Source organism: Kitasatospora humi, from assembly GCF_020907985.1.
In the GTDB taxonomy this organism is placed as follows: Bacteria; Actinomycetota; Actinomycetes; order Streptomycetales; family Streptomycetaceae; genus Kitasatospora; species Kitasatospora humi.
In genome coordinates this window covers 1-23,903 of sequence record NZ_JAJJPA010000076.1, presented here as the reverse complement: position 1 = coordinate 23,903, position 23,903 = coordinate 1, and the positions used below count along the sequence as shown (strand labels likewise).

The following is a 23,903-nucleotide window of genomic DNA, read 5'->3' as shown; positions in this document are numbered from 1 at the left end:
GGCGGTTGAGTGGAGTTCGGTGCTGCCGACCGGCACACCGGTCGAACTGCCCACCTACGCCTTCCGCCACGAGCTGTACTGGCCCAAGGGCGTGCAGACACCGCCGAACGCCGCACGGGACGGCATGAGCACGGCCGCCGAGGCCCGGTTCTGGGAAGCCGTCGACAGCGGAGACCTGGCCGGGCTCGGCGACACCCTGGCGCTGGAGGACCAGCGGCACCTCGGCGAGGTGCTGCCGGCCCTGGCGGCCTGGCGGCGCCGCGAGCAGGACCGTTCGGCGACCGCGAACTGGCGCTACCAGGTGGGCTGGGCGCCGGTGGCCGACCCCGCCCCGGCGGTGCTGGCCGGGCACTGGCTGCTGGTGGGCACGCCCGAGCAGGCCGAGGACGACCTGTGGAAGGCCTGCGTGCGGGCGCTGACCGGGCGCGGCGCCGACGTCGTGACGCTGGCGACCACCGAGACCGCCGACCAGCGGCGGATGGCCGCGCAGATCGCCGCGACGCTTCCCGAGGACGGCGTCACCGGCGTCGTGTCGCTGCTGGCCCTGGACGAGACGCCACTGCCGGAGCACCCGGTGCTGGCGAACGGCCTCGCCGGGACCCAGACGCTGATCCAGGCCCTGATCGCCGAAGGGGTCCACGCACCGATGTGGGCGCTGACCCGCGGTGCGGTGGCCACCACGGCGGACGAGGCACTCACCAGCCCGGTGCAGGCGCAGACCTGGGGTCTGGGCCGGGTCGCCACCCTGGAGCACCCGGACCACGGCGGCGGTCTGATCGACCTGCCCGTCGACTTCGACGAGCAGGCCGCGGAGCGGCTCTGCGCGGTGCTGGCCGAGTGCGGCGAGGACCAGGTCGCGATCCGTCCGGCCGGGATCTTCGGCCGCCGGCTCACCAGGGCCGGGCAACCCCGCGACCACGCCGGGCAGTTCGTGCCGCGCGGCAGCGTCCTGATCACCGGTGGAACCGGTGCGATCGGCGGCCACGTCGCACGCTGGCTGGCCGGCCGCGGCACCAAGCGGCTCGTGCTGACGAGCCGGTCCGGGGCGGGCGCGGCAGGGGCCGCCGCCCTGGCGGCCGAGCTGGCGACGGCCGGGGCCCAGGTGGAGGTGTTCGCCTGCGACGCCGCCGAGGACGCCGCGCTGGCGGGAGTCATCGCCAGGATCGCCGCGGGCGGGCCGCCGCTCACCGCGGTCATGCACGCCGCCGGTCTCGCACAGGCCACCGCACTGGACGACGTCTCGGTGGCGGAGACGGCTGCCGTGCTGGCCGCCAAGGCCGCGGGCGCCGCCAGTCTCGACCGGCTGACCGCCGACCTGGACCTGGACGCGTTCGTCCTGTTCTCCTCCATCGCGGCGACCTGGGGCAGCGGCCTCCAGGCCGGCTACGCGGCGGCGAACTCCTACCTGGACGCCCTGGCGGAGAACCGCCTCGCCCGCGGCCTGGCCGCCACCTCGGTGGCGTGGGGCCCGTGGGCCGGCGGCGGGATGACCGACGCGGAGGGCGCGGCCGCCATGACCCGCCGCGGTCTGCGCCTGATCGACCCGGACCAGGCGATCCAGGCCCTGGCCCAAGCGCTCGACGGCCGGGACCGGCTGCTCACGGTGGTGGACGTGGACTGGGCGCGGTTCGCCCCGCCGTTCACCCTGCGTCGGCCCAGCCCGCTGATCGAGAGCCTGCCCGAGGTCATCGAGGCCCTGACCGCGAAGGGCGACGACACCGGCTCGGTCGACTCGTCGGCCGGGAGCGCGCTGGCGCGGCAACTGGCGGGCCTGTCCCGGGTGGAGCAGGACCGGTTGCTGACCGACCTGGTCCGGACCGAGGCCGCCGCCGTCCTGGGGCACGCGAGCGTCGAGTCCGTCGAGGCCGACCGGGCCTTCAACGACCTCGGAGCCGACTCGCTGACCGCCGTCGAACTGCGGGACCGGCTGGGCGCGGCCACCGGACTGCGCCTGCCCAGCACGCTCCTGTTCGACTACCCCACCTCGGCCGCGCTCGCCGACCACCTGCGGGCCAGCCTGACCGAGGAGACCAGTCCGGCCCAGCCCGTGCTGGCCGAACTGGACAAGCTGGAGGGCATGCTCGCCGCGATCGCCGGCGACGACGAATCCGCCCTGATCACCAACCGCCTCGAAGTCGTCCTTTCCAAGTGGAAGGAGGCTCGGGCACAGAACGCCGAGACCGGAGTTGCGGAGAAGCTCGAATCGTCAACCGACGACGAAGTCTTCGATTTCATCGGCAAGGAACTCGGAATCCACTGACACGGCCAACGCCGCGACTTCTTCGACGAGGTGACGCAAGTGAGCGAAGAGAAGCTCCGCTACTTCCTCAAGCGGGTGACCGCTAATCTGCACGAGACCCGGCAGCGTCTGCAGGAACTGGAGACGGCCAGCGGTGAGCCCATTGCCATCGTCGGCATGAGCTGCCGGTTCCCCGGGGGCGTGCGCAGCCCCGAGGCCCTGTGGGAACTGCTGGACGCCCGGCGGGAATCGGTGGCCGGGCTGCCGCAGGACCGCGGGTGGGCCTTCGGTGACGCCGACGACCCCGGTGCCGCGGAGGTGCAGGCGGGCAATTTCATCTACGACGCCACCCAGTTCGACGCCGGCTTCTTCGGGATCAGCCCGCGCGAGGCCCTGTCGATGGACCCGCAGCAGCGGCTGCTGCTGGAGGTGGCCTGGGAGGCCCTGGAGCGGGCCGGGATCGACCCGGTGTCGCTGCGGGGTTCCGCGACCGGCGTGTTCGCGGGCGCGTCCGCGTCCGGGTACGGCTGGATCACCGGCAAGCAGGGCGAGCTCGACGGTCATGTGATGACCGGCAACGCCACGAGCATCCTGTCCGGCCGGGTGTCCTACACGCTGGGCCTGGAGGGCCCGGCCGTCACCATCGACACGGCCTGCTCGTCGTCGCTGGTCTCGCTGCACCTGGCCGCCCAGGCGCTGCGCTCCGGCGAGTGCTCGATGGCGCTGGTCGGTGGAGCGTTCGTGGCGGCCACCCCGGTGCTGTTCACCGACTTCAGCAAGTCGCTCGGGCTGTCGCCCGACGGGCGGTGCAAGACATTCGGGGCCGGCGCGGACGGCATGGGCGTCGCCGAGGGCGCCGGCGTCGTGGTGGTGGAGCGCCTGTCGGACGCGCGGCGCAACGGCCACCCGGTGCTGGCGGTCGTGCGCGGCTCGGCGATCAACCAGGACGGTGCGTCCAACGGTCTGACCGCCCCGAACGGCCCGTCGCAGCAGCGGGTGATCCGCGCGGCACTGGCCAGCGCGAAGCTGTCGACGGCCGATGTGGACGTGGTGGAGGCGCACGGGACGGGAACCCCGCTCGGGGACCCGATCGAGGCGCAGGCGCTGCTCGCCACCTACGGCCAGAACCGCCCGGAGGACCGGCCGCTGTGGCTGGGCTCGGTGAAGTCGAACATCGGCCACACCCAGCAGGCCGCGGGCATGGCCGGGATCATCAAGATGGTGCTGGCGCTGCAGCACGAGCAGCTGCCCGCCACGCTCCACGTCGAGGAGCCGACGCCGGAGGTGGACTGGTCGGCGGGCGAGGTGCGGCTGCTGGCCGAGCCGGTCGCGTGGCCCAGCGGCGAGCACGTGCGCCGGGCAGGCGTCTCCGGGTTCGGGATGAGCGGCACCAACGTCCACATCATTCTGGAGGAGGCTCCGAGCGGGGACGGCGAGGCCGCGGGGGTGGACGGGCCTGCCGGTGAGGGTGCGGACGGGGAAGCGGGCGAGGCCGTGGCCGCCGCTGAGGTCGGGGCGGCTGCCGTTGCTCCCGTGGTGGTGGAGGGGGCGCCGGCGGCGTGGTTGGTGTCGGCGCGTTCGGCTGAGGGGTTGGTGGCGCAGGCGGGCCGGTTGCGGGAGTGGGTGGTGGCGCGGCCGGAGTTGGCGTCGGGGGATGTGGCGTGGTCGTTGGCGGCGACGCGGTCGGTGTTCGAGCACCGGGCCGTGGTGGTCGGTGGTGACCGTGAGGCGCTGCTGTCGGGGTTGGGTGGTGTGGTTGACGGGTCGGGTTCGGGTGCGGTGGTGTCGGGGGTTGCGCGTTCTGGTGGGCGGACGGCGTTCGTGTTCGCGGGTCAGGGTGCGCAGTGGGTCGGTATGGGCCGGGAGTTGGTGCGGTCGAGTCCGGTGTTCGCGGCGCGGTTGGCGGAGTGTGAGCGGGCGTTGGCGCCGCATGTGCCGTGGTCGCTGGGGGAGGTGATCGCCGGTGTGGCGGGGGCTCCTGGGCTGGATTCGGCGGATGTGGTGCAGCCGGTGCTGTGGGCGCTGATGGTGTCTTTGGCGGCGGTGTGGGAGGCCGCGGGTGTGGTGCCGGATGCGGTCGTCGGTCATTCGCAGGGGGAGATCGCGGCGGCCACGGTGGCGGGGATGCTGTCCCTGGAGGATGCCGCCCGGGTGGTGGCGGTTCGGGCTCGGGCGCTGTCGGGCCTGTCCATCCAGGGTTCGATGGTGTCGGTGGTGATGCCGTCGCCGGCGGTGCGGGAGATCGTCGAGGGTTGGGGTGATCGGCTGTCGGTGGCGGCGGTGAACGGGCCTGCGGCGGTGGTGGTTTCGGGTGAGCCGGAGGCGTTGTCGGAGTTCGAGCGGGAGTTGGCGGCGCGCAAGGTGTTGCGGTGGCGGATTCCGGCGACGGATTTCGTGGCGCACTCGGCGGCGGTGGAGCCGTTGGAGGCGGTGCTGGTTGAGGAGTTGGCCGGGATCGCGCCGCGGGTGGGCCGGGTGCCGATGATTTCCACGGTGACGGGTGAGTGGTTGTCCGGTGGTGAGGTGGATGCCGGTTACTGGTATGCGAACTTGCGGCGGATGGTTCGTTTCGAGGAGGCCGTGCGCACGCTTCTGGGTGCCGGTTATGGCGCGTTCGTGGAGGTGTCGACGCATCCGGTGCTGACCGCCGCTGTCGCGGAGACGGCTGAGGATGCGGGTGTCGCCGATGTGTTGAGCGTGGGCACGGTGGAGCGTGACAACGCGGGTGCCGCGCGTCTGGTGACGGCGTTCGCGCAGGCTCATGTCGGTGGTCTGCCGGTGGACTGGAAGGCCGTGCTGCCCGCCGCCGACCAGGTGGAACTGCCGACGTATGCGTTCCAGCGTCAGCGGTTCTGGTTGGAGCCCTCGGCCGCGGCGGCGTCCCCGGTGGGTGGTGACGGTGCGAGTACCGAGGCGGAGGCCCGGTTCTGGGCTGCCGTCGAGGGCGGCGACCTGGCCCACATCGCCGAGGTCCTGGAGCTCGACGACCAGCGTTCGCTGGGTGAGGTGCTGCCCGCGCTGGCGGGCTGGCGTCACCGTGAGCGGGACCGCTCGGTGACGGAGGGCTGGCGCTACCGCGTGACCTGGACCCCGGTCGCGGACCCGGACTCCGCCGCGCTCAGCGGCCACTGGCTGGTGCTCGCCGACCAGGCCGACGCCGAGCTGACGCACTCCTGCGTCCGGGCAATGGCCGCCCGTGGCGCGGTCGTCACGGTCGCCGAGCTGCCCGCCGGTGTCGTGGACCGGAGCGACGCGGCTGCCGTCATCGGCAAGGCCCTGCAGGACGGCGAGGCGCCGGCCGGCATCGTGTCGCTGCTCGCCCTGGACGAGACGCCGGTGCCGGAACACCCGGCGGTGCCCCGGGGTTTCGCCACCACACTCGCCGTGGTGCAGGCCCTCGGCGACTCGGACATCGCCGCGCCGCTGTGGGTGCTCACCCGCGGCGCCGTCGCGGCAACGCCGGGCGAGGCGCCGACCAGCCCGCTGCAGACCCACAGTTGGGGCTTCGGCCGGGTCGTCGGCCTCGAACACCCGGACCGCTGGGGCGGGTTGATCGACCTGCCGGCCGAGTTCGACGAGCTGACCGCGGCCCGGCTGTGCGCGGTGCTGGCCGGCTGCGGTGAGGACCAGGTCGCGATCCGTCCGGCCGCGGTCTTCGGCCGCCGGCTCACCAGGGCCGGGCAACCCCGCGACCACGCCGGGCAGTTCGTGCCGCGCGGCAGCGTCCTGATCACCGGTGGGACCGGTGCGATCGGCGGGCACGTGGCCGGCTGGCTGGCCGGCCGTGGCGCTCAGCGGCTCGTGCTGACCAGCCGGTCCGGCGCGGCCGCCGCCGGTCTCGCCGCGAAGGTCGCCGAACTGGCGGCCCGGGGCAGCCGGGTGGACGTCGTCGCGTGCGACGCGGCCGACCGGTCCGACCTGGCCGGAGTGCTCGACTGGATGGCGCAGGACGGCCCCGCACTGTCCGCGGTGTTCCACACCGCCGGTGTCGTCCAGCACACCACCGTGCGCGAGACCGACCTGGCCGAGACGGCCGCGGTGCTGGCCGCCAAGGCCGCCGGCGCCGTGCACCTGGACGAGTTGACCGCCGACCTGGACCTGGACGCGTTCGTCCTCTTCTCGTCGATCGCGGCGACCTGGGGCAGCGGTCTCCAGCCCGCCTACGCCGCGGCCAACACCTTCCTGGACGGCCTGGCCGAGTACCGCCGCGCCCAGGGCCGGACCGCGACCTCCGTGGCCTGGGGCTCGTGGGGCGGCGGCGGCATGACCGACGAGGCGGGCGCCGCTCAGGGCACCCGCCGCGGGCTGATCGTCATGGACAAGGACCAGGCCATCCAGGCGCTGGCCCAGATCCTGGACGGCGGCGAGGAGCAGCTGACGGTCGCCGACATCGACTGGGCGCGGTTCGCCCAGCCGTTCACGCTGCGCCGGCCCAGCCCGCTGATCGAGAGCCTGCCCGAGGTCCGGCAGGCCCTGGCCGGCGACCTGCCTGCCGCGGCCGGGGGCGACCCGGCCGGCGGCTCGGACGCGAGCGCGTCCTGGAAGCAGCGCCTGGCGGGCCTGTCGCGCATCGAGCAGAACCGCATGCTGGTCAACCTGGTCCAGACCCAGGCGGCCGCGGTGCTGGACTACGCGTCGCCCGAGGCCGTCGAGGCCACCCGGGCCTTCAGCGACCTGGGCTTCGACTCGCTGACCTCGGTCGAGCTGCGCAACCGGCTCAGTGCCGCCACCGGCCTGCAGCTGCCCGCGACCCTGATGTTCGACGCTCCCACGCCCACCGCCGCCGCCGAGTTCCTGCTGGCGCAGTTGGCGGGCCTGCCCGACGGCGCGCAGACCGCCCCGGTCGTGGCGGCGGCGAGTGACGAGCCGCTGGCGATCGTCGGCATGGCGTGCCGCTACCCGGGCGGTGTGACCGGCCCCGAGGCGCTGTGGGACTTGGTGACCGCCGGCACCGACGCCATCTCCGTGCTGCCGGAGGACCGCGGCTGGGTCATCGAGGGCCACGGCGACGCCGCCGAGGGCGGCCCCGTCCGGGCGGGCGGCTTCGTCTACGACGCGACCGGCTTCGACGCGGGGTTCTTCGGGATCAGCCCGCGCGAGGCGGTCGCCATGGACCCGCAGCAGCGGCTGCTGCTCGAAGTGGCCTGGGAGGCGCTGGAGCGGGCCGGTCTCGACCCCGCCGAGCTGCGCGGTTCGGCGACCGGCGTGTTCGCGGGCGCTTCCGCCTCGGGCTACGGCTGGAGCTCCGGCCTGCAGGGCGAGTTGGACGGGCACCTCGTCACCGGGATCTCGACCAGCGTGGTGTCCGGCCGGGTGTCGTACGTGCTGGGCCTGGAGGGCCCGGCCGTGACGGTCGACACGGCCTGCTCCTCGTCGCTGGTGGCGCTGCACCTGGCCTGCCAAGCGGTGCGCTCCGGCGAGTGCACGCTGGCCCTGGCGGGCGGCGTCATGGTGGCGGCCAACCCGCTGCTGTTCGACCAGTTCAGCCGGCAGATGGGGCTGGCGCCGGACGGACGCTGCAAGCCGTTCTCGGCGGCGGCCGACGGCATGGGCCTGGGCGAGGGCGCGGGCATGCTCGTCGTCGAGCGCCTCTCGGACGCCCGGCGCAACGGGCACCGGGTGCTCGCGGTGATCCGTGGCAGCGCGACCAACCAGGACGGTGCGTCCAACGGTCTGACCGCGCCGAACGGTCCGTCGCAGCAGCGGGTGATCCGGGCGGCCCTGGCCAACGCCGGGGTCCGTGCCGACGAGGTCGACGTCGTGGAGGCGCACGGGACGGGCACCCCGCTCGGTGACCCGATCGAGGCGCAGGCGCTGCTGGCCACCTACGGCCAGGAGCGCGGCGGCAACGGGCCGTTGTGGCTGGGCTCGGTGAAGTCGAATATCGGGCACACCCAGGCGGCCGCCGGTGTGGCCGGCGTGATCAAGATGGTGATGGCGCTGCAGCACCGGGAGCTGCCGGCGACGCTGCACGCCGCCGAACGCTCGCCGCACATCGACTGGTCGGCCGGCGAGGTGGAGCTGCTGACCGAGGCGGTGCCGTGGTCGGCCGAGAACCGGGTGCGGCGGGCCGGCATCTCGTCGTTCGGGATGAGCGGCACCAATGCGCACCTCATCCTGGAGGAGGCCCCGGCCGAGGACCCCGCAGCGGCGGAGGGCCTGGACGAGCCGGTCGACGAGGCCCAGGTGAAGTCGGCCGCGGTGGTCGAGGGCGCGCCGGCCGCGTGGCTGGTGTCGGGTCGGTCGGCTCAGGGACTGGCGGCGCAGGCGGGCCGGTTGCGGGACTGGGTCGTGGCGCGGCCGGAGTTGGCGCCGGGGGATGTGGCGTGGTCGTTGGCCGCGACGCGGTCGGTGTTCGAGCACCGGGCCGTGGTGGTCGGTGGCGAGCGCGAGCAGCTGGTGTCCGGGCTGGAGGGCCTGGCGGCCGGCGCTTCGGCCGGTTCCGTGGTGTCGGGCATGGCCCGTACCGGGAGCCGGACGGCGTTCGTGTTCGCGGGTCAGGGTGCGCAGTGGGTCGGTATGGGCCGGGAGTTGGTGCGGTCGAGTCCGGTGTTCGCGGCGCGGCTGGCGGAGTGTGAGCGGGCGTTGGCGCCGCATGTGCCGTGGTCGCTGGGGGAGGTGATCGCCGGTGTGCCGGGGGCTCCTGGGCTGGATTCGGCGGATGTGGTGCAGCCGGTGCTGTGGGCGCTGATGGTGTCCTTGGCGGCGGTGTGGGAGGCCGCGGGTGTGGTGCCGGATGCGGTCGTCGGTCACTCGCAGGGTGAGATCGCGGCGGCCACGGTGGCGGGGATGCTCTCCCTGGAGGACGCCGCCCGGGTGGTGGCGGTCCGGGCCAGGGCGCTGTCGGGCTTGTCCATCCAGGGTTCGATGGTGTCGGTGGTGATGCCGTCGCCGGCCGTGCGGGAGATCGTCGAGGGTTGGGGTGAGCGGCTGTCGGTGGCCGCGGTCAACGGGCCTGCGGCGGTGGTGGTTTCGGGGGAGCCGGAGGCGTTGTCGGAGTTCGAGCGGGAGTTGGCGGCGCGCAAGGTGCTGCGCTGGCGGATTCCGGCGACGGACTTCGTGGCGCACTCGCCGGCGGTGGAGCCGTTGGAGGCGCTGCTGGCCGAGGAGTTGGCCGGGATCGCGCCGCGGGCGGGCCGGGTGCCGATGATCTCCACGGTGACCGGTGAGTGGTTGTCCGGCGGTGAGGTGGATGCCGGTTACTGGTATGCGAACTTGCGGCGGATGGTTCGTTTCGAGGAGGCCGTGCGCACGCTCCTGGGTGCCGGCTACGGCGCGTTCGTCGAGGTGTCCACGCATCCGGTGCTGACCGCCGCCGTCACCGAGACCGCCGAGGACGCCGGCACCGACGTGCTGAGCGTGGGCACGCTGGAGCGCGACAACGCGGGTGCCACGCGCCTGGTGACCGCTCTGGCACAGGCCTACGTCGGTGGTCTGCCGGTGGACTGGAAGACCGTGCTGCCCGCCGCCGACCAGGTGGAGCTGCCGACCTACGCCTTCCAGCACCAGCACTACTGGCTGCAGGCCGCCGCGACGGCGTCCCCGGTGGGCGGCGACGGTGCGAGCACGGCCGCCGAGGCCCGGTTCTGGGCCGCCGTCGAGGGCGGCGACCTGGCCCGGCTCGCGGACACGCTCGCGATCGAGGACCAGAAGCAACTCAGTGCCGTGCTGCCCGCGTTGGCGTCCTGGCGGCGCCGGGAGCAGGACCGCTCGGTAACGGAGAACTGGCGCTACCGGATCACCTGGGCGCCCGTCGCGGACCCGGCCCCCGGCCGGCTGTCCGGGCAGTGGCTGGTCGTGCTCCCCGCCGCCGGGGCCGACGCCGACCTCGTTCGGCAGTGCGCGGCGGCGCTGACCGCCCGCGGTGCCGAGCTCGTCGTCCTGGAGACCGCGGCCGCGGGCGACCGGGAACGGACGGCGGAGCGGATCCGTGCGGTGCTGCCGGAATCCGGGTTCGCCGGCGTGGTGTCCCTGCTGGCCCTGGACGGGGCCTCCGAGCCCGAGCACCCGGTGGTTCCCCGCGGCCTCGCCGCGACGCTGACCCTGGTGCAGGCACTGGGCGCCGCAGAGGTGGCGGCGCCGCTGTGGGTGGTCACCTCCGGCGCGGTGGCCGGCGGGCCGGGCGAGGGGCCGGCCAGCCCGGCGCAGACCCAGGTGTGGGGTCTGGGCCGCGTGGTGGCGCTTGAACACCCGGACCGCTGGGGCGGGTTGATCGACCTGCCCGGGACGGTCGACGAGCAGAGTGCCGGCCGGCTGGCCGCGGTGCTGGCCGGCTGCGGCGAGGACCAGGTGGCGGTCCGTCCGGCCGGGATCCTGGCCCGGCGGCTGGTCCGGGCTCCGCACTCCCGCCCGGCGGAGCAGCAGTGGACGCCCGGTGGCACCGTCCTGGTCACCGGTGGGACCGGTGCGATCGGCGGGCACGTGGCCGGCTGGCTGGCCGGTCGCGGTGCCCGGCGCCTGGTGCTGACCAGCCGGTCCGGCGCGGCCGCCGCCGGTCTCGCCGCGAGGGTCGCCGACCTGGCGGCCCGGGGCAGCCGGGTGGACGTCGTCGCGTGCGACGCCGCCGACCGGGAGGCGCTGGCCGGCCTGCTGCAGCGGATCGCCACCACCGGCCCGGCGCTGTCGACGGTGATGCACACCGCCGGCATCGGGCAGGCCACCGCGGTGCAGGACACCGACCTGGCCGAGACGGCCGCGGTGCTGGCCGCCAAGGCCGCCGGCGCCGCGCACCTGGACGAGCTGACCAGGGGCCTGGACCTGGACGCGTTCGTGCTCTTCTCGTCGATCTCGGCGACCTGGGGCAGCAGCGTCCAGCCCGCCTACGCCGCGGCGAACACCTTCCTGGACGGCCTGGCCGAGCAGCGCCGGGCGCAGGGCCTGCCCGCCACCTCGGTGGCCTGGGGGCCGTGGGGCGGCGGCGGCATGACCGACGCCGACACCGGCGCCCGGATGGCGCGGGGCGGCCTGATGGTCATGGACGAGGACCACGCCGTCCAGGCGCTGGCCCAGATCCTGGACGGGCGCGAGGGATCGGTCACGATCGCGGACGTCGACTGGGCGCGGTTCGCCCCGCCGTTCACGCTGCGCCGGCCCAGCCCGCTGCTCGAAGGCCTCCCCGAGGTCGTCGCGGCGCTGGCCGCCGAGGGGTCCGACGCGCCGGTCGACGGGGACGCGGGCGCGTCCCTGAAGCAGCAACTGGCGGGCCTGTCACGGGCCGAGCAGGTGCGGACGCTGGTCAAGCTGGTCCAGGCGCAGGCCGCCGCCGTGCTCGACTACGCGTCGGCCGGGGCCGTCGAGGCCACCCGCGCCTTCAGTGACCTGGGCTTCGACTCGCTGACCTCGGTCGAACTGCGCAACCGGCTAGGCAACGCCACCGGCCTGCAACTGCCGGCCACGCTGCTGTTCGACTGCCCCACGCCGCTGGTGCTGGCCGAGTACCTCTGGGACGAGGTGTTCCAGGACGGCTCCGGCCCGGTGTCCCTGGTGGAGGAGGTCGACCGGCTCGGATCGCTGCTGACCGAGGCGGCGCCGGACGAGAAGACGCATCAAATGATCACCGATCGCCTGCAGGGGCTCCTTTCCCAGTGGCTGGAGGCCGGCGCCCCGACGGGAACCCAGGCGGTCGCGGAGAAGATCGGGTCCGCTACGGACGACGAGATATTCGAGTTCATCCACAAGGAACTCGGCAGGTAAGTGGTTGTCCGTGCTTGCGGATAGCAGGCTTGCGTTTCAAGAACTGGAATGGTGAGATCCGATGGCGAACGAAGAGACTCTCCGCGACTACCTCAAATGGGTGACCACCGACCTCTACAACACGCGTCAGCGCCTGCGTGAGGTGGAGGAGCGCAGCCACGAGCCGATTGCGATCGTCGGCATCGGCTGCCGCTACCCCGGCGGCATCCAGGCTCCGGAGGATTTCTGGAACCTGCTGGCCAATGGGCGCGACGGCGTCGCGGGAATTCCGACCGACCGCGGCTGGGACCTCGAGGAACTCTACGCGGAGGACCCGGACGGCATTTCGCAGGTGCGCGAGGCCGGATTCATCGCGGACGCCAGCGGATTCGACGCGGGATTCTTCGGCGTCAGCCCGCGCGAAGCGGTGGCGATGGACCCGCAGCAGCGCGTGCTGCTGGAGGTGTGCTGGGAGGCGCTGGAGCGCGCGGGCATCGACCCGACCTCGCTGCGCGGCTCACTGACCGGCGTGTTCGCCGGTGCCGCGCTGTCCGGTTACGGCTTCGGCACGGACGAGGACCTCGACGTCCACCTGATGACCGGGACCTCGACCAGCGTCATCTCCGGCCGGGTGTCGTACTCGCTGGGTCTGGAGGGCCCCGCGGTGACCGTGGACACCGCGTGCTCCTCCTCCCTGGTGGCGCTGCACCTGGCGGCCCAGGCGGTGCGTTCGGGGGAGTGCTCGCTGGCGCTGGCCGGCGGTGTCACGGTGACCGCCATTCCGATCATGTTCACCCAGTTCTCCAAGCAGCTCGGCCTGGCCCACGACGGGCGCTGCAAGGCCTTCTCGGAGCAGGCCGACGGCATGGGCATCGCCGAGGGCGCCGGCATGGTCGTCCTGGAGCGGCTGTCCGACGCGCGCCGCAACGGGCACCCGGTGCTCGCGGTGCTCCGCGGCTCCGCGATCAACCAGGACGGTGCGTCCAACGGCCTGGCCGCGCCGAACGGCCCCTCGCAGCAGCGGGTGATCCGGGCGGCGCTGGCCAGCGCCCGGCTGTCGACCGCCGACGTGGACATCGTGGAGGCGCACGGCACCGGCACCACGCTGGGCGACCCGATCGAGGCCCAGGCGGTGATCGCCACCTACGGCCAGGGCCGCCCCGAGGACCGTCCGGTGTACCTCGGGTCGGTGAAGTCCAACATCGGCCACACCCAGGCCGCGGCCGGTGTCGCCGGTGTCATCAAGATGGTGCTGGCGCTGCAGAACCAGCGGATGCCGCAGACCCTGCACGCGCAGCAGCCGTCGTCGCACATCGACTGGTCGGCCGGGGACGTCCGGCTGCTGAACGAGGCCAAGCCCTGGCCGGTCGGCGAGCGGGTGCGCCGCGGCGGCGTGTCCTCGTTCGGCGTCAGCGGAACCAACGCGCACGTCATCATCGAGGAGGCCCCGGCCGAGGACGTCGAGCCCGCGGCGGCCGCCGACTCCGACGCCCCGGCCGAGCAGAGCGCCCCGCAGGTCGCGCCCCCGGTCGTGTCGGGCGCCGCGGCGTGGCTGGTCTCGGGACGCTCGGCGGACGGTCTGGCCGCCCAGGCGGACCGCCTGCGCGACTGGCTCTCCGCACGACCGGCGCTGCAGCCGGCCGAGGTGGCGTGGTCGCTGGCGACCACCCGCGCGGCCTTCGAGCACCGGGCCGTGGTACTGGGCGCGGACCGCGCCGAACTCATGGGCGGTCTGGGCCAGTTGGCCGGCGGCCTGCGGAACGCCTCGGTCGTCTCCGGGGTGGCGCACTCGAGCGCGCGGTCGGTCTTCGTCTTCCCGGGCCAGGGCTCGCAGTGGCTCGGCATGGCCCAGGAACTCGCCTCCTGCAGCGCGGTGTTCGCGGCTCGGCTGGCGCAGTGCGAGGCGGCGCTGGCACCGTACGTGGACTGGTCGCTCGCCGAGGTGCTGGCCGGCGCCGAGGGCGCACCCGCGCTGGAGGCGGCCGATGTGGTGCAGCCGGTGCTGTGGGCGGTGATGGTGTCGCTGGCGGCGGTGTGGGAGGCCGCCGGGGTGACGCCCGACGCGGTCGTGGGCCACTCGCAGGGCGAGATCGCCGCGGCCACCGTCGCGGGCATGCTGAGCCTGGAGGACGGCGCCAAGGTCGTCGCGCTGCGCTCCCGCGCGCTGCGGGCGATCACCGGCATCGGCGGGATGCTGTCGGTGACCGAACCGGCCGCCCGCGTGGCGCAGCGGCTGGCCCGCTGGGACGGCCGGCTCTCCCTGGCCTGCGTCAACGGCCCCTCCGTGGTCGTGGTCTCCGGCGAACCGGCCGCCCTGCGGGAGCTGCAGGACGAGCTGGAGGCCGACGGTGTGCGCCGGCGGATGGTCGCGGTCGACTACGCCTCGCACTGCGCGCAGGTGGAGCGGCTGGAGGAGGAGATCACCTCCCTGCTGGCCGACGTGACGCCCCGTGCGGGACGGATACCGATGGTCTCCGCGGTCTCCGGCGAGGTGCTGAGCGGCGAGGAGCTGGACGCCGGGTACTGGTACGCCAGCCTGCGGGCCACCGTCCAGTTCGAGCGGGCGGTGCGGACCCTGGCCGGCCTGGACCACCAGGTGTTCATCGAGGTCTCCCCGCACCCGGTGCTGATCGGGCCGATGACCGACACCCTGGAGGCGGCCGCCGCCGACGCCGGCCCGGCCGCCCGGCCCGGGGCGGTCTGCGGCACCCTGCGCCGCGACGACGGCGGGGCGCCGCGCCTGCTCACCTCGCTGGCCGAGGCCTTCGTGGCCGGCGTGGCCGTCGACTGGGCCAAGGTCCTGCCCGCCGCGGAGCGGGTGGAGCTGCCCACCTACGCCTTCCAGCACGAGCGGTACTGGCCGAAGGGCATGCTGGCGCTGCCCAGCGCGGCCAAGGCCGGCGACGGGGACCCGGCCTCGCTGGGCCTGGGCGCCGTGAGTCACCCGCTGCTGCGCGCGGTGGTCGAACTGGCCGGCGAGGCCGAGCTGGTGTGCACCGGACGACTGTCGCTGCGCACCCACCCCTGGCTGGCCGACCACGCGGTCGGCGGCGTGGTCCTGCTGCCGGGCACCGGCTTCGTCGAGATGGTGATGAGCGCCGGCCACCAGGTGGGCTGCTCGCTGATGGAGGAGCTGACGCTGCAGGCGCCGCTCGTCCTGCCCGCGGACGGCGCCGGCGTCCAGGTCCAGGTGGTCGTGGCCCCGGCCGACGACGAGGGCCGGCGCCAGGTGGACGTGTTCTCCCGCCCCGACCGCCCCGAGGAGGAGCCGCTCTGGGTCAAGCACGCCGGCGCGGTGATCGCCCCCGCCCAGGCGGCCGCCCAGGCCGAGGAGGACCTCACCGTCTGGCCCCCGCGCGGGGCCGAGGCGCTCGACATCACCGACCTGTACACCGTGCACCTGGCCGACATCTACGGTCCGGCGTTCCAGGGCCTGCGGGCCGTCTGGCGCCGCGGCGAGGACGTCTTCGCCGAGGTGGCCCTGCCCGAGGAGGCCGGGGACGCCGGGGCGTACGGGCTGCACCCGGTGCTGCTGGACGCGGCGCTGCTCGCCGGCGTCGTGGCCGAGGCGGCCGACGCGCAGGAGTCCGGGGAGAGCGAGCAGGGCCAGATCCGGATGCCGTTCGCCTGGACGGGCGTGGAGCTGCACGCCGCCGGGGCACCGGTCCTGCGGGCCCGGCTGCGCCGCGACGCCCAGGGCAGCCTGACGCTGACGGCGGCGGACGCCACGGGCCGGCCCGTGGTGTCGGTGGCCTCGCTGATCACCCGTCCGGTCTCGCCGGACCAGCTGCGGGCAGCCGGTGACGAGTGGATCCGCGACGCGTTCTTCACCGTGGAATGGGCCCAGCTGGCCCAGGGCGCGGTGCTCGACGGGCCGTGGGCGCTGGTCGGCGCCGACCGCTTCGCCCTGGCCGAGCAGCTGGCCGCCGCCGGGGTGCCGGTGCACACCTACCCCGGCATCGCCGAGCTGGCCGCCGCCACCGGCGAGGGGGAGACCGCCCCGCGCCTGGTGCTCGCGTGCCTGAGCGGCGAAGGCCCCGACGGCGTGCCCGTGGCCGCCCGGCAGGTCGCCGGCGAGGCGCTGGAGCTCGCACAGGAGTGGCTGGGCGCCCAGGAGTTGGAGCCCGCACAGCTGGTGGTCGTCACCCGTGGCGGCATGGCCGTGCTGGCCGACGACCGGGTGGCGGACCCGGCGGCCGGTGCTGTCTGGGGCCTGCTGCGCTCGGCGCAGCTGGAGAACCCCGGCCGGTTCGTCCTGGCCGACCTCCCGGCAGCCGGGGGCGAAGGCGAGGTGGCGGCGCTGCCGACCGTGCTGGGCAGCGGCGAGCCGGAGGTGGCCGTCCGCGAGCGGAAGGGCTACGGCCGGCGGCTGACCCGTCCGTCGGGCGACCTGGTGGTCCCCGACTGGACCGGGGGCGACGTCGAGCGGCAGCCGGGCGAGGGCCTGCGGTCGGTGCTCGTGACCGGTGGTACCGGAACGCTCGGTGGCGTGGTCGCCAAACACATGGTGGCCACCGGACGGGCCGGCGGGGCCGTGCTGCTCAGCCGCTCGGGTCCGGCCGCGGCCGGCGTCGCCGCGCTGGCCGCCGAGGTGGCCGCCCAGGGTGGCTGGGTCCGGGTGCTCGCGTGCGACGTGGCCGACCGGGACGCGCTGGCCGGGGTGCTGGACGCCCTCCCGGCCGACTGCCCGCTGGGATCCGTCTTCCACGCCGCGGGCGTCATCGACGACGGCCTGGTCGACTCGCTGAGTGCGGAGCGGGTGGCGGAGGTCATGCGTCCGAAGGTCGACGCGGCCTGGCACCTGCACGAACTCACGCAGCACCTGGACCTCGACCACTTCGTGCTGTTCTCCTCGGTGGCGGCGGCGTTCGGTGGCGCGGGCCAGGCCAACTACGCGGCGGCGAACGCCTTCCTCGACGCGCTGGCCGGCCACCGGCGGGCCGCCGGACTGGCCGGCACCGCGCTGGCCTGGGGTCCGTGGATGCCCGAGGCCGGCATCGGCCGTGACCTCGACGAGGTGATGCTCCGACGGATGACCGGCTCGGGCCTCGCCGCACTCGACGAGCACGAGGGCCTGGTCCTGCTGGACTTGGCGCTGGAGCGGGCCGAGGCCATCCTGGTGCCGGCCCGGCTGGACAAGGCCGCCCTGCGGGCGCAGGCGGCCGCCACCGGCGTGCCGGCGCTCTGGCAGGTGCTGGCCGACGAGATCATGCCCCGGCGGGCGGCCGTCACCTCCGCCGCCGGCGCGACCGGCACCGGCGCCGCGGAGGTGCTGCGGCAGCAGCTGGCCGGGCTGCCGGGCGCGGAGCGCGACCGGGTGCTGCTGGACCTGGTCCGCACCCACGCGGCCGCGGTGCTCGGACACGCCTCGGGCGACGCGATCGAGGCGACCCGTCCGTTCACCGACCTGGGCTTCGACTCGCTGATCGCGGTCGAGTTCCGCAACCGGATGAACCCCGCGACCGGCCTGCGGCTGCCGGCCACCCTGGTGTTCGACTACCCCAACCCGGTCGCCCTCGCCGCACTGCTGCGCGAGCAGCTCGGCGACCTGTCCGACGTCGCGCAGCCCGCCGGCCCGGCGCCGACGGCGGCCCCGGCCATGGACGAGCCGATCGCGATCGTCGGCATGGCGTGCCGCTTCCCGGGCGGCGTGACCGGCCCCGAGGAGCTGTGGCAGATGCTGGCCACCGGCACGGACGGGCTGTCGACCTTCCCGACCGACCGCGGCTGGGACCTCGACGCGCTGTACAACCCGGACGTGGACAACATCGGCACCTCCTACACGCAGGTGGGCGGGTTCGTCCAGGACGCCAGCGGCTTCGACGCCGGCTTCTTCGGGATCAGCCCGCGCGAGGCACTGGCCATGGACCCGCAGCAGCGGCTGCTGCTGGAGACCTCCTGGGAGGCGCTGGAGCGGGCCGGGATCGACCCGGCGAGCCTGCGGGGCAGCCAGACCGGCGCCTTCGTGGGCGGCTACGGCTCCTCGTACCTGGCCGTCACCATGGCGGACGAGGAAGAGGTGGAGAGCCTCGGGGCGCACCTGATGACCGGCAACGCGGCCAGCGTGCTGTCGGGCCGGGTGTCCTACACGCTGGGCCTGGAGGGCCCGGCGGTGACGGTCGACACGGCCTGCTCCTCGTCCCTGGTGGCGCTGCACCTGGCCGCCCAGGCCCTGCGCGCCGGTGAGTGCTCGCTGGCCCTGGCCGGCGGCGCCACCATCATGGCGAGCCCGGACGGGTTCCTGGCGTTCTCCCACGCCCGCGGCCTGGCGGCGGACGGGCGCTCCAAGGCCTTCTCCGACGACGCCGACGGCATGGGCATGGCCGAGGGCGCGGGCATGCTCGTGGTCGAGCGGCTCGCCGACGCCCGGCGCAACGGCCACCCGGTGCTCGCGGTGATCCGCGGCTCCGCGGTCAACCAGGACGGTGCGTCCAACGGGCTGACGGCGCCCAACGGTCCGTCGCAGCAGCGGGTCATCCGCGCCGCGCTGGCCAACTCCCGGCTGTCGACCGCCGATGTGGACGTGGTCGAGGCGCACGGCACGGGCACCACGCTGGGCGACCCGATCGAGGCGCAGGCGCTGCTGGCGACGTACGGTCAGGACCGCGGCGAGCGCGGCTCGCTGTGGCTGGGGTCGGTGAAGTCCAACCTCGGGCACACGCAGGCGGCCGCCGGTGTGGCCGGCGTGATGAAGATGGTGCTGGCGCTGCAGCACGAGCAGCTGCCGCCGACGCTGTACGCCGCCGTGCCGTCCACGCACGTGGACTGGGAGGCCGGCGACATCAAGCTGGTGAACGAGCTGGTGCAGTGGCCGGCCGGGGAGCGGGTGCGCCGGGCCGGTGTGTCGGCGTTCGGCATCAGCGGCACCAATGTGCACGTCATCATCGAGGAGGCCCCGGCCGAGGAGGTCGAGGCCGCGGACGCCGCGGGCCTGGACGACGCGGAGGGCGGTGCCCCCGAGGCCGCCGAGGCCGCCGGGACCGCCGGGACCGCCGAGGAACAGAGCGCGGCGCGGGTGGTGTCGGGTGCCGGTGCGTGGTTGGTGTCGGGTCGGTCGGCCGAAGGGCTGACCGCGCAGGCGGGTCGGCTGTACGACTGGGTGTCGGCGCGGCCGGAGTTGGCGCCGGTGGATGTGGCGTGGTCGTTGGCGTCGACGCGGTCGGTGTTCGAGCACCGGGCGGTGGTGGTCGGCGGTGAGCGTGGGGAGTTGGTGTCCGGGCTGCAGTGTTTGGCGGCTGGGGTGCCGTCGGGTTCGGTGGTGTCGGGGGTGGCGCGGCCGGGTGCGCGGGTGGTGTTCGCGTTCGCGGGCCAGGGGTCGCAGTGGCTGGGCATGGGCCGGGAGTTGGCTGCGGTGAGCCCGGTGTTCGCGGCGCGGCTGGCGGAGTGCGAGGCGGCGCTGGCGCCGTATGTGGACTGGTCGTTGGGTGATGTGCTGGCGGGGGCGGAGGGTGCGCCCGCGCTGGAGGCGGCGGATGTGGTGCAGCCGGCGCTGTGGGCGGTGATGGTGTCTTTGGCGGCGGTGTGGGAGGCCGCCGGTGTGGTGCCGGATGCGGTCGTCGGCCACTCGCAGGGGGAGATCGCGGCGGCGACGGTGGCCGGGATGCTCAGCGTCGAGGACGGCGCGCGGGTGGTGGCGCTGCGCTCGAAGTCGCTGAAGGTCCTTGCGGGGCTGGGCGGCATGCTGTCGGTGAGCCGGTCGGCTGCCGTGGTGGAGGAGCGGATCGCCCGGTTCGGCGAGCGGCTCGCCTTGGCGGCGGTCAACGGGCCGGCGGCGGTGGTGGTTTCGGGTGAGCCGGACGCGCTGGAGGAGCTGAAGGCCGAGTTCGAGGCCGAGGGCGTGCGCGCCCGGATGGTCGCGGTGGACTACGCCTCGCACTCCGCCCAGGTCGAGCGCCTGGAGCAGGAGATCACCTCCGTACTGGCGGATGTGACGCCGCGTCAGGGACGGGTGCCGATGGTGTCCGCGATGACCGGCGAGACGCTGACCGGTGAGGAGTTGGACGCCGCGTACTGGTACGCCAGCCTGCGGGCCACCGTCCACTTCGACCGCGCGGTCCGCACCTTGGCGAGCCAGAACTACCAGCTCTTCGTGGAGGTCACCCCGCACCCGGTGCTGCTGGGCGCGATGAACGACACCGTCGAGGAGGTCGCCCAGGCGGCCGGCCCGGGCGCGCTCGCGGCCGCCGTCTGCGGCACGCTACGCCGTGACGAGGGCGGTACGGACCGGCTGGTCACCTCGCTGGCCGAGGCCTTCGTGCAGGGCGCCACCGTGGACTGGCACGCGGTGCTGCCCGCCGGCGAGCGGGTCGAGTTGCCGACCTATGCCTTCCGGCACCAGCGGTACTGGCCGCAGGGCGTGCTGGCGCTGCCGACGTCGGCGGGATCGGCCGTCGGCGGGGACGGTGCGAGCACCGAGGCGGAGGCCCGGTTCTGGGCGGCCGTCGAGGGCGGTGACCTGACGCAACTCGCCGACACGCTGGCCGTGGACGGGGGGCGTCCGTTCAACGAGGTGCTGCCCGCGCTGGCGTCCTGGCGGCGCCGGGAGCTGGACCGGTCGGTGACGGCGGGCTGGCGGTACCGGGTGCAGTGGGCGGCCATCGCCGAGCCCGACTCCCGGGTGCTGTCCGGCACTTGGCTGGTCGCGGTCGCGGCCGGGTCGGCCGAGGGCGAGACGGCGCAGCAGTGCGTGGCCGCGTTGGCCGCGCGGGGGGCCGAGGTCGTCGTGGTCGAGGTTCCGGCCGGGGCCGTGGACCGGGCCGAGGTGGCGGCGCTGCTGGGCGCGGCGGTGGAGCCCGCCGGCGTGTCGGGGGTGCTGTCGCTGCTGGCGCTCGATGAGGCGCCCGTCGCGGAGTTCCCGGTGGTGGCGCAGGGCCTGGCGTCGACCCTGGGCCTGGTGCAGGCACTGGGTGATGCCGGGATCGGTGCGCCGCTGTGGCTGGCGACGCGCGGCGCGGTGGCGGCCGGTCCGGGTGAGGCGCTGGCCCACCCGGTGCAGGCGCAGGTGTGGGGTCTGGGCCGGGTCGTCGGCTTGGAGCACCCGGAGCGCTGGGGCGGTCTGCTCGACCTGCCCGAAACGGTCGACGAGCGCGCCGGTGCGCGGTTGGTGGCGGTGCTGGCCGGTTGCGGTGAGCACGAGGTCGCGATCCGGTCGGCCGGGATCCTCGGACGGCGGCTCTCGCGGGTGCCGCAGCGCGGCTCCGAGGAGAGCTGGGCGCCGCGCGGGTCCGTGCTGATCACCGGTGGCACGGGTGCGATCGCCGGGCACGTGTCGCGGTGGCTGGCCGGTCGTGGTGCGGAGCGGCTGGTGCTGACCGGCCGGTCCGGTCCGGCGGCTGCCGGCATTGCCGCGACGGCCGCAGAGTTGGCCGCGCAGGGCACGCGGGTGGACGTTGTGTCGTGTGATGTGACGGACCGGTCGGCGCTGGCCGGGCTGGTGGGCTGGATCGGCGAGTCCGGTCCGGCGCTGTCCTCGGTGATGCACACGGCCGCCGTCCTGGACGACGGCGTGGTGGACCGGCTGTCGGTGGCCCGTCTGGAGACGGTGCTGGCCGCCAAGGCGGCGAGCGCGGTGCACCTGGACGAGCTGACCGCCGAGCTGGACTTGGACGCGTTCGTGCTGTTCTCCTCGGCCGCGTCCACGCTCGGCGGCCCCGGTCAGGGCAACTACGCGGCGGCCAACGCCTTCCTCGACGCCCTCGCCGAGAACCGCCGCAGCCGCGGCCTGGCCGGCCTCGCGGTGGCCTGGGGGCTGTGGGGCGGTGGCGGCCTGGCGGAGTCCAACGAGGCGATCCGGTCGCGCATGCGCCGGATCCCCATGCCGGCGATGGACCCGCAGCTCGCCGTGCGCGCGCTGGCCGAGTCGCTGGAGGGCCCGGAGCCGGTCGTCACGGTGATGGACGTCGACTGGCGGCAGCTGGGCTCGGCGCCGGGCACGGCGGACGTCCTGGACATGCCGCTGGTGCGCGACATGCCCGAGATCCGCCGGCTGGCCGCCGAACGGGCGAGCGCCGGTGACCCGATGCGCAGTGACGGCGAACTGGCGCGCCGCCTGGCCGGGTTGGGCCGGGCCGAGCAGGACCGGGTGCTCACCGACCTGGTGCGGGCCGAGGCCGCGGCCGTCCTCGGCCACCCTTCGGCGGACATGGTGCAGGCGCGGCAGGCCTTCAAGGACCTGGGCTTCGACTCGCTGACCGCCGTCGAACTGCGCAACCAGCTGAACGCGGCGACCAGGCTGCGGCTGCCCGCCACGCTGGTGTTCGACTACCCCACCCCGGTGGCCCTCGCCGAGTTCCTGCGCGGCGAGCTGGTCGGGGAGCAGCCGTCCGACGCCGCGGCTCCGGTGGCCGCGGTCGCGGTCGCGGCTCCGGCCGTGGACGAGCCGCTGGCGATCGTCGGCATGGCCTGCCGGTTCCCGGGCGGTGCGGGCACTCCGGAAGAGTTCTGGGAGCTGCTGGCCTCGGGCGGTGACGCGGTGGGCGGGTTCCCGACCGACCGCGGTTGGGACCTGGACGGGTTCTTCGACCCGGACGGGGAGAGCTCGGGCACCTCGTCCACCCAGTCGGGCGCGTTCCTGCGCGGCGCGGCGGAGTTCGACGCCGGGTTCTTCGGGATCAGCCCGCGTGAGGCGCTGGCGATGGACCCGCAGCAGCGGCTGATGCTGGAGACCTCGTGGGAGGCGCTGGAGCGGGCCGGGATCGACCCGGCCTCCCTGCGCGGCAGCGCGACCGGTGTGTTCGCGGGCGGCTTCGGGTCCGGCTACGCCATCGGCATGGCGCTGGCGGGCCAGGACGGCTCGGGCGTCGAGGGCCACCTGATGACCGGTAACTCGACGAGCGTGCTGTCCGGCCGGGTGTCCTACGTGCTGGGACTGGAGGGCCCGGCCGTGACGGTCGACACGGCCTGCTCCTCGTCGCTGGTCGCGCTGCACCTGGCCGCCCAGGCCGTGCGTTCGGGCGAGTGCTCGCTGGCGCTGGCCGGTGGCGTCACCGTGATGGCGACGCCGTTCTCCTTCGTCGAGTTCTCGCGGCAGCAGGGCCTGGCGGCGGACGGCCGGTGCCGGGCGTTCTCCGAGGACGCGAACGGGACCGGTTGGGCCGAGGGCGCGGGCGTGCTCGTGGTCGAGCGCCTGTCGGACGCTCAGCGGAACGGGCACAAGGTGCTTGCCCTGATCCGCGGTTCGGCGATCAACCAGGACGGTGCGTCCAACGGCCTGTCGGCGCCCAACGGTCCGTCGCAGCAGCGGGTGATCCGGGCGGCGCTGGCCAGCGGTCGGCTGACCGCCGCCGATGTGGACGTGGTCGAGGCGCACGGGACGGGCACGACGCTGGGCGACCCGATCGAGGCGCAGGCGCTGCTCGCCACCTACGGCCAGGAGCGCCGCGGGCACGGGCCGTTGTGGCTGGGGTCGGTGAAGTCCAACATCGGGCACACCCAGGCGGCGGCCGGTGTGGCCGGTGTGATCAAGATGGTGCTGGCGCTGCAGCACGAGCAGTTGCCGCGCACCCTGCATGCCGAGGTGCCGTCCTCGCACGTCGACTGGACGGCCGGTGACGTCAAGTTGCTGGCGGAGTCGGTGCCGTGGCCGGCGGGTGAGCGTCCGCGTCGGGCGGGTGTGTCGGCGTTCGGGATCAGCGGCACCAATGCGCACGTCATCGTGGAGGAGGCGCCGGCGGTCGAGGATGTCGAGGCTGTGCAGGCTCCGGCCGTGGCGCCGGTGGTGTCGGGTGCGGGTGCGTGGGTGGTGTCGGGGCGGTCGGCCGAGGGGCTGGTTGCTCAGGCGGGCCGGTTGCGCGAGTGGGTGGTGGCGCGGCCGGAGTTGGAGCCGGTGGATGTGGCGTGGTCGCTGGCGACGACGCGGTCGGCGTTCGAGCACCGGGCGGTCGTGCTCGGTGCGGAGCGTGGGGAGTTGATGGCGGGCCTGCAGAGTCTGGCTGCTGGGGTCTCCTCGGGTCCGGTGGTGTCGGGGGTGGCGCGGCCGGGTGCGCGGGTGGGT

3 protein-coding genes and 1 pseudogene are annotated in these 23,903 nt (G+C 74.6%); all 4 read left to right on the top strand.

Translation table 11 applies throughout. The features are described from left to right. A partial coding sequence (locus LN042_RS34375) for an SDR family NAD(P)-dependent oxidoreductase (protein WP_230055381.1) occupies positions 1-2,260 on the top strand: 2,260 nt, incomplete at its 5' end. 39 nt (positions 2,261-2,299) lie between these two features. Further along, positions 2,300-11,932 carry a type I polyketide synthase gene (locus tag LN042_RS34370; protein WP_230055380.1) on the top strand — a complete coding sequence of 3,211 codons (9,633 nt, stop codon included), beginning with the start codon at positions 2,300-2,302 and terminating at the stop codon, positions 11,930-11,932. 61 nt (positions 11,933-11,993) lie between these two features. Beyond that, positions 11,994-15,689 (top strand): annotated as a pseudogene (locus tag LN042_RS38265) (type I polyketide synthase); the annotation flags it as partial. A 54-nt stretch (positions 15,690-15,743) separates the two neighbouring features. Continuing rightward, the coding region (locus tag LN042_RS34365) for a type I polyketide synthase (protein ID WP_443667719.1) at positions 15,744-23,903 on the top strand (8,160 nt) is incomplete at its 3' end.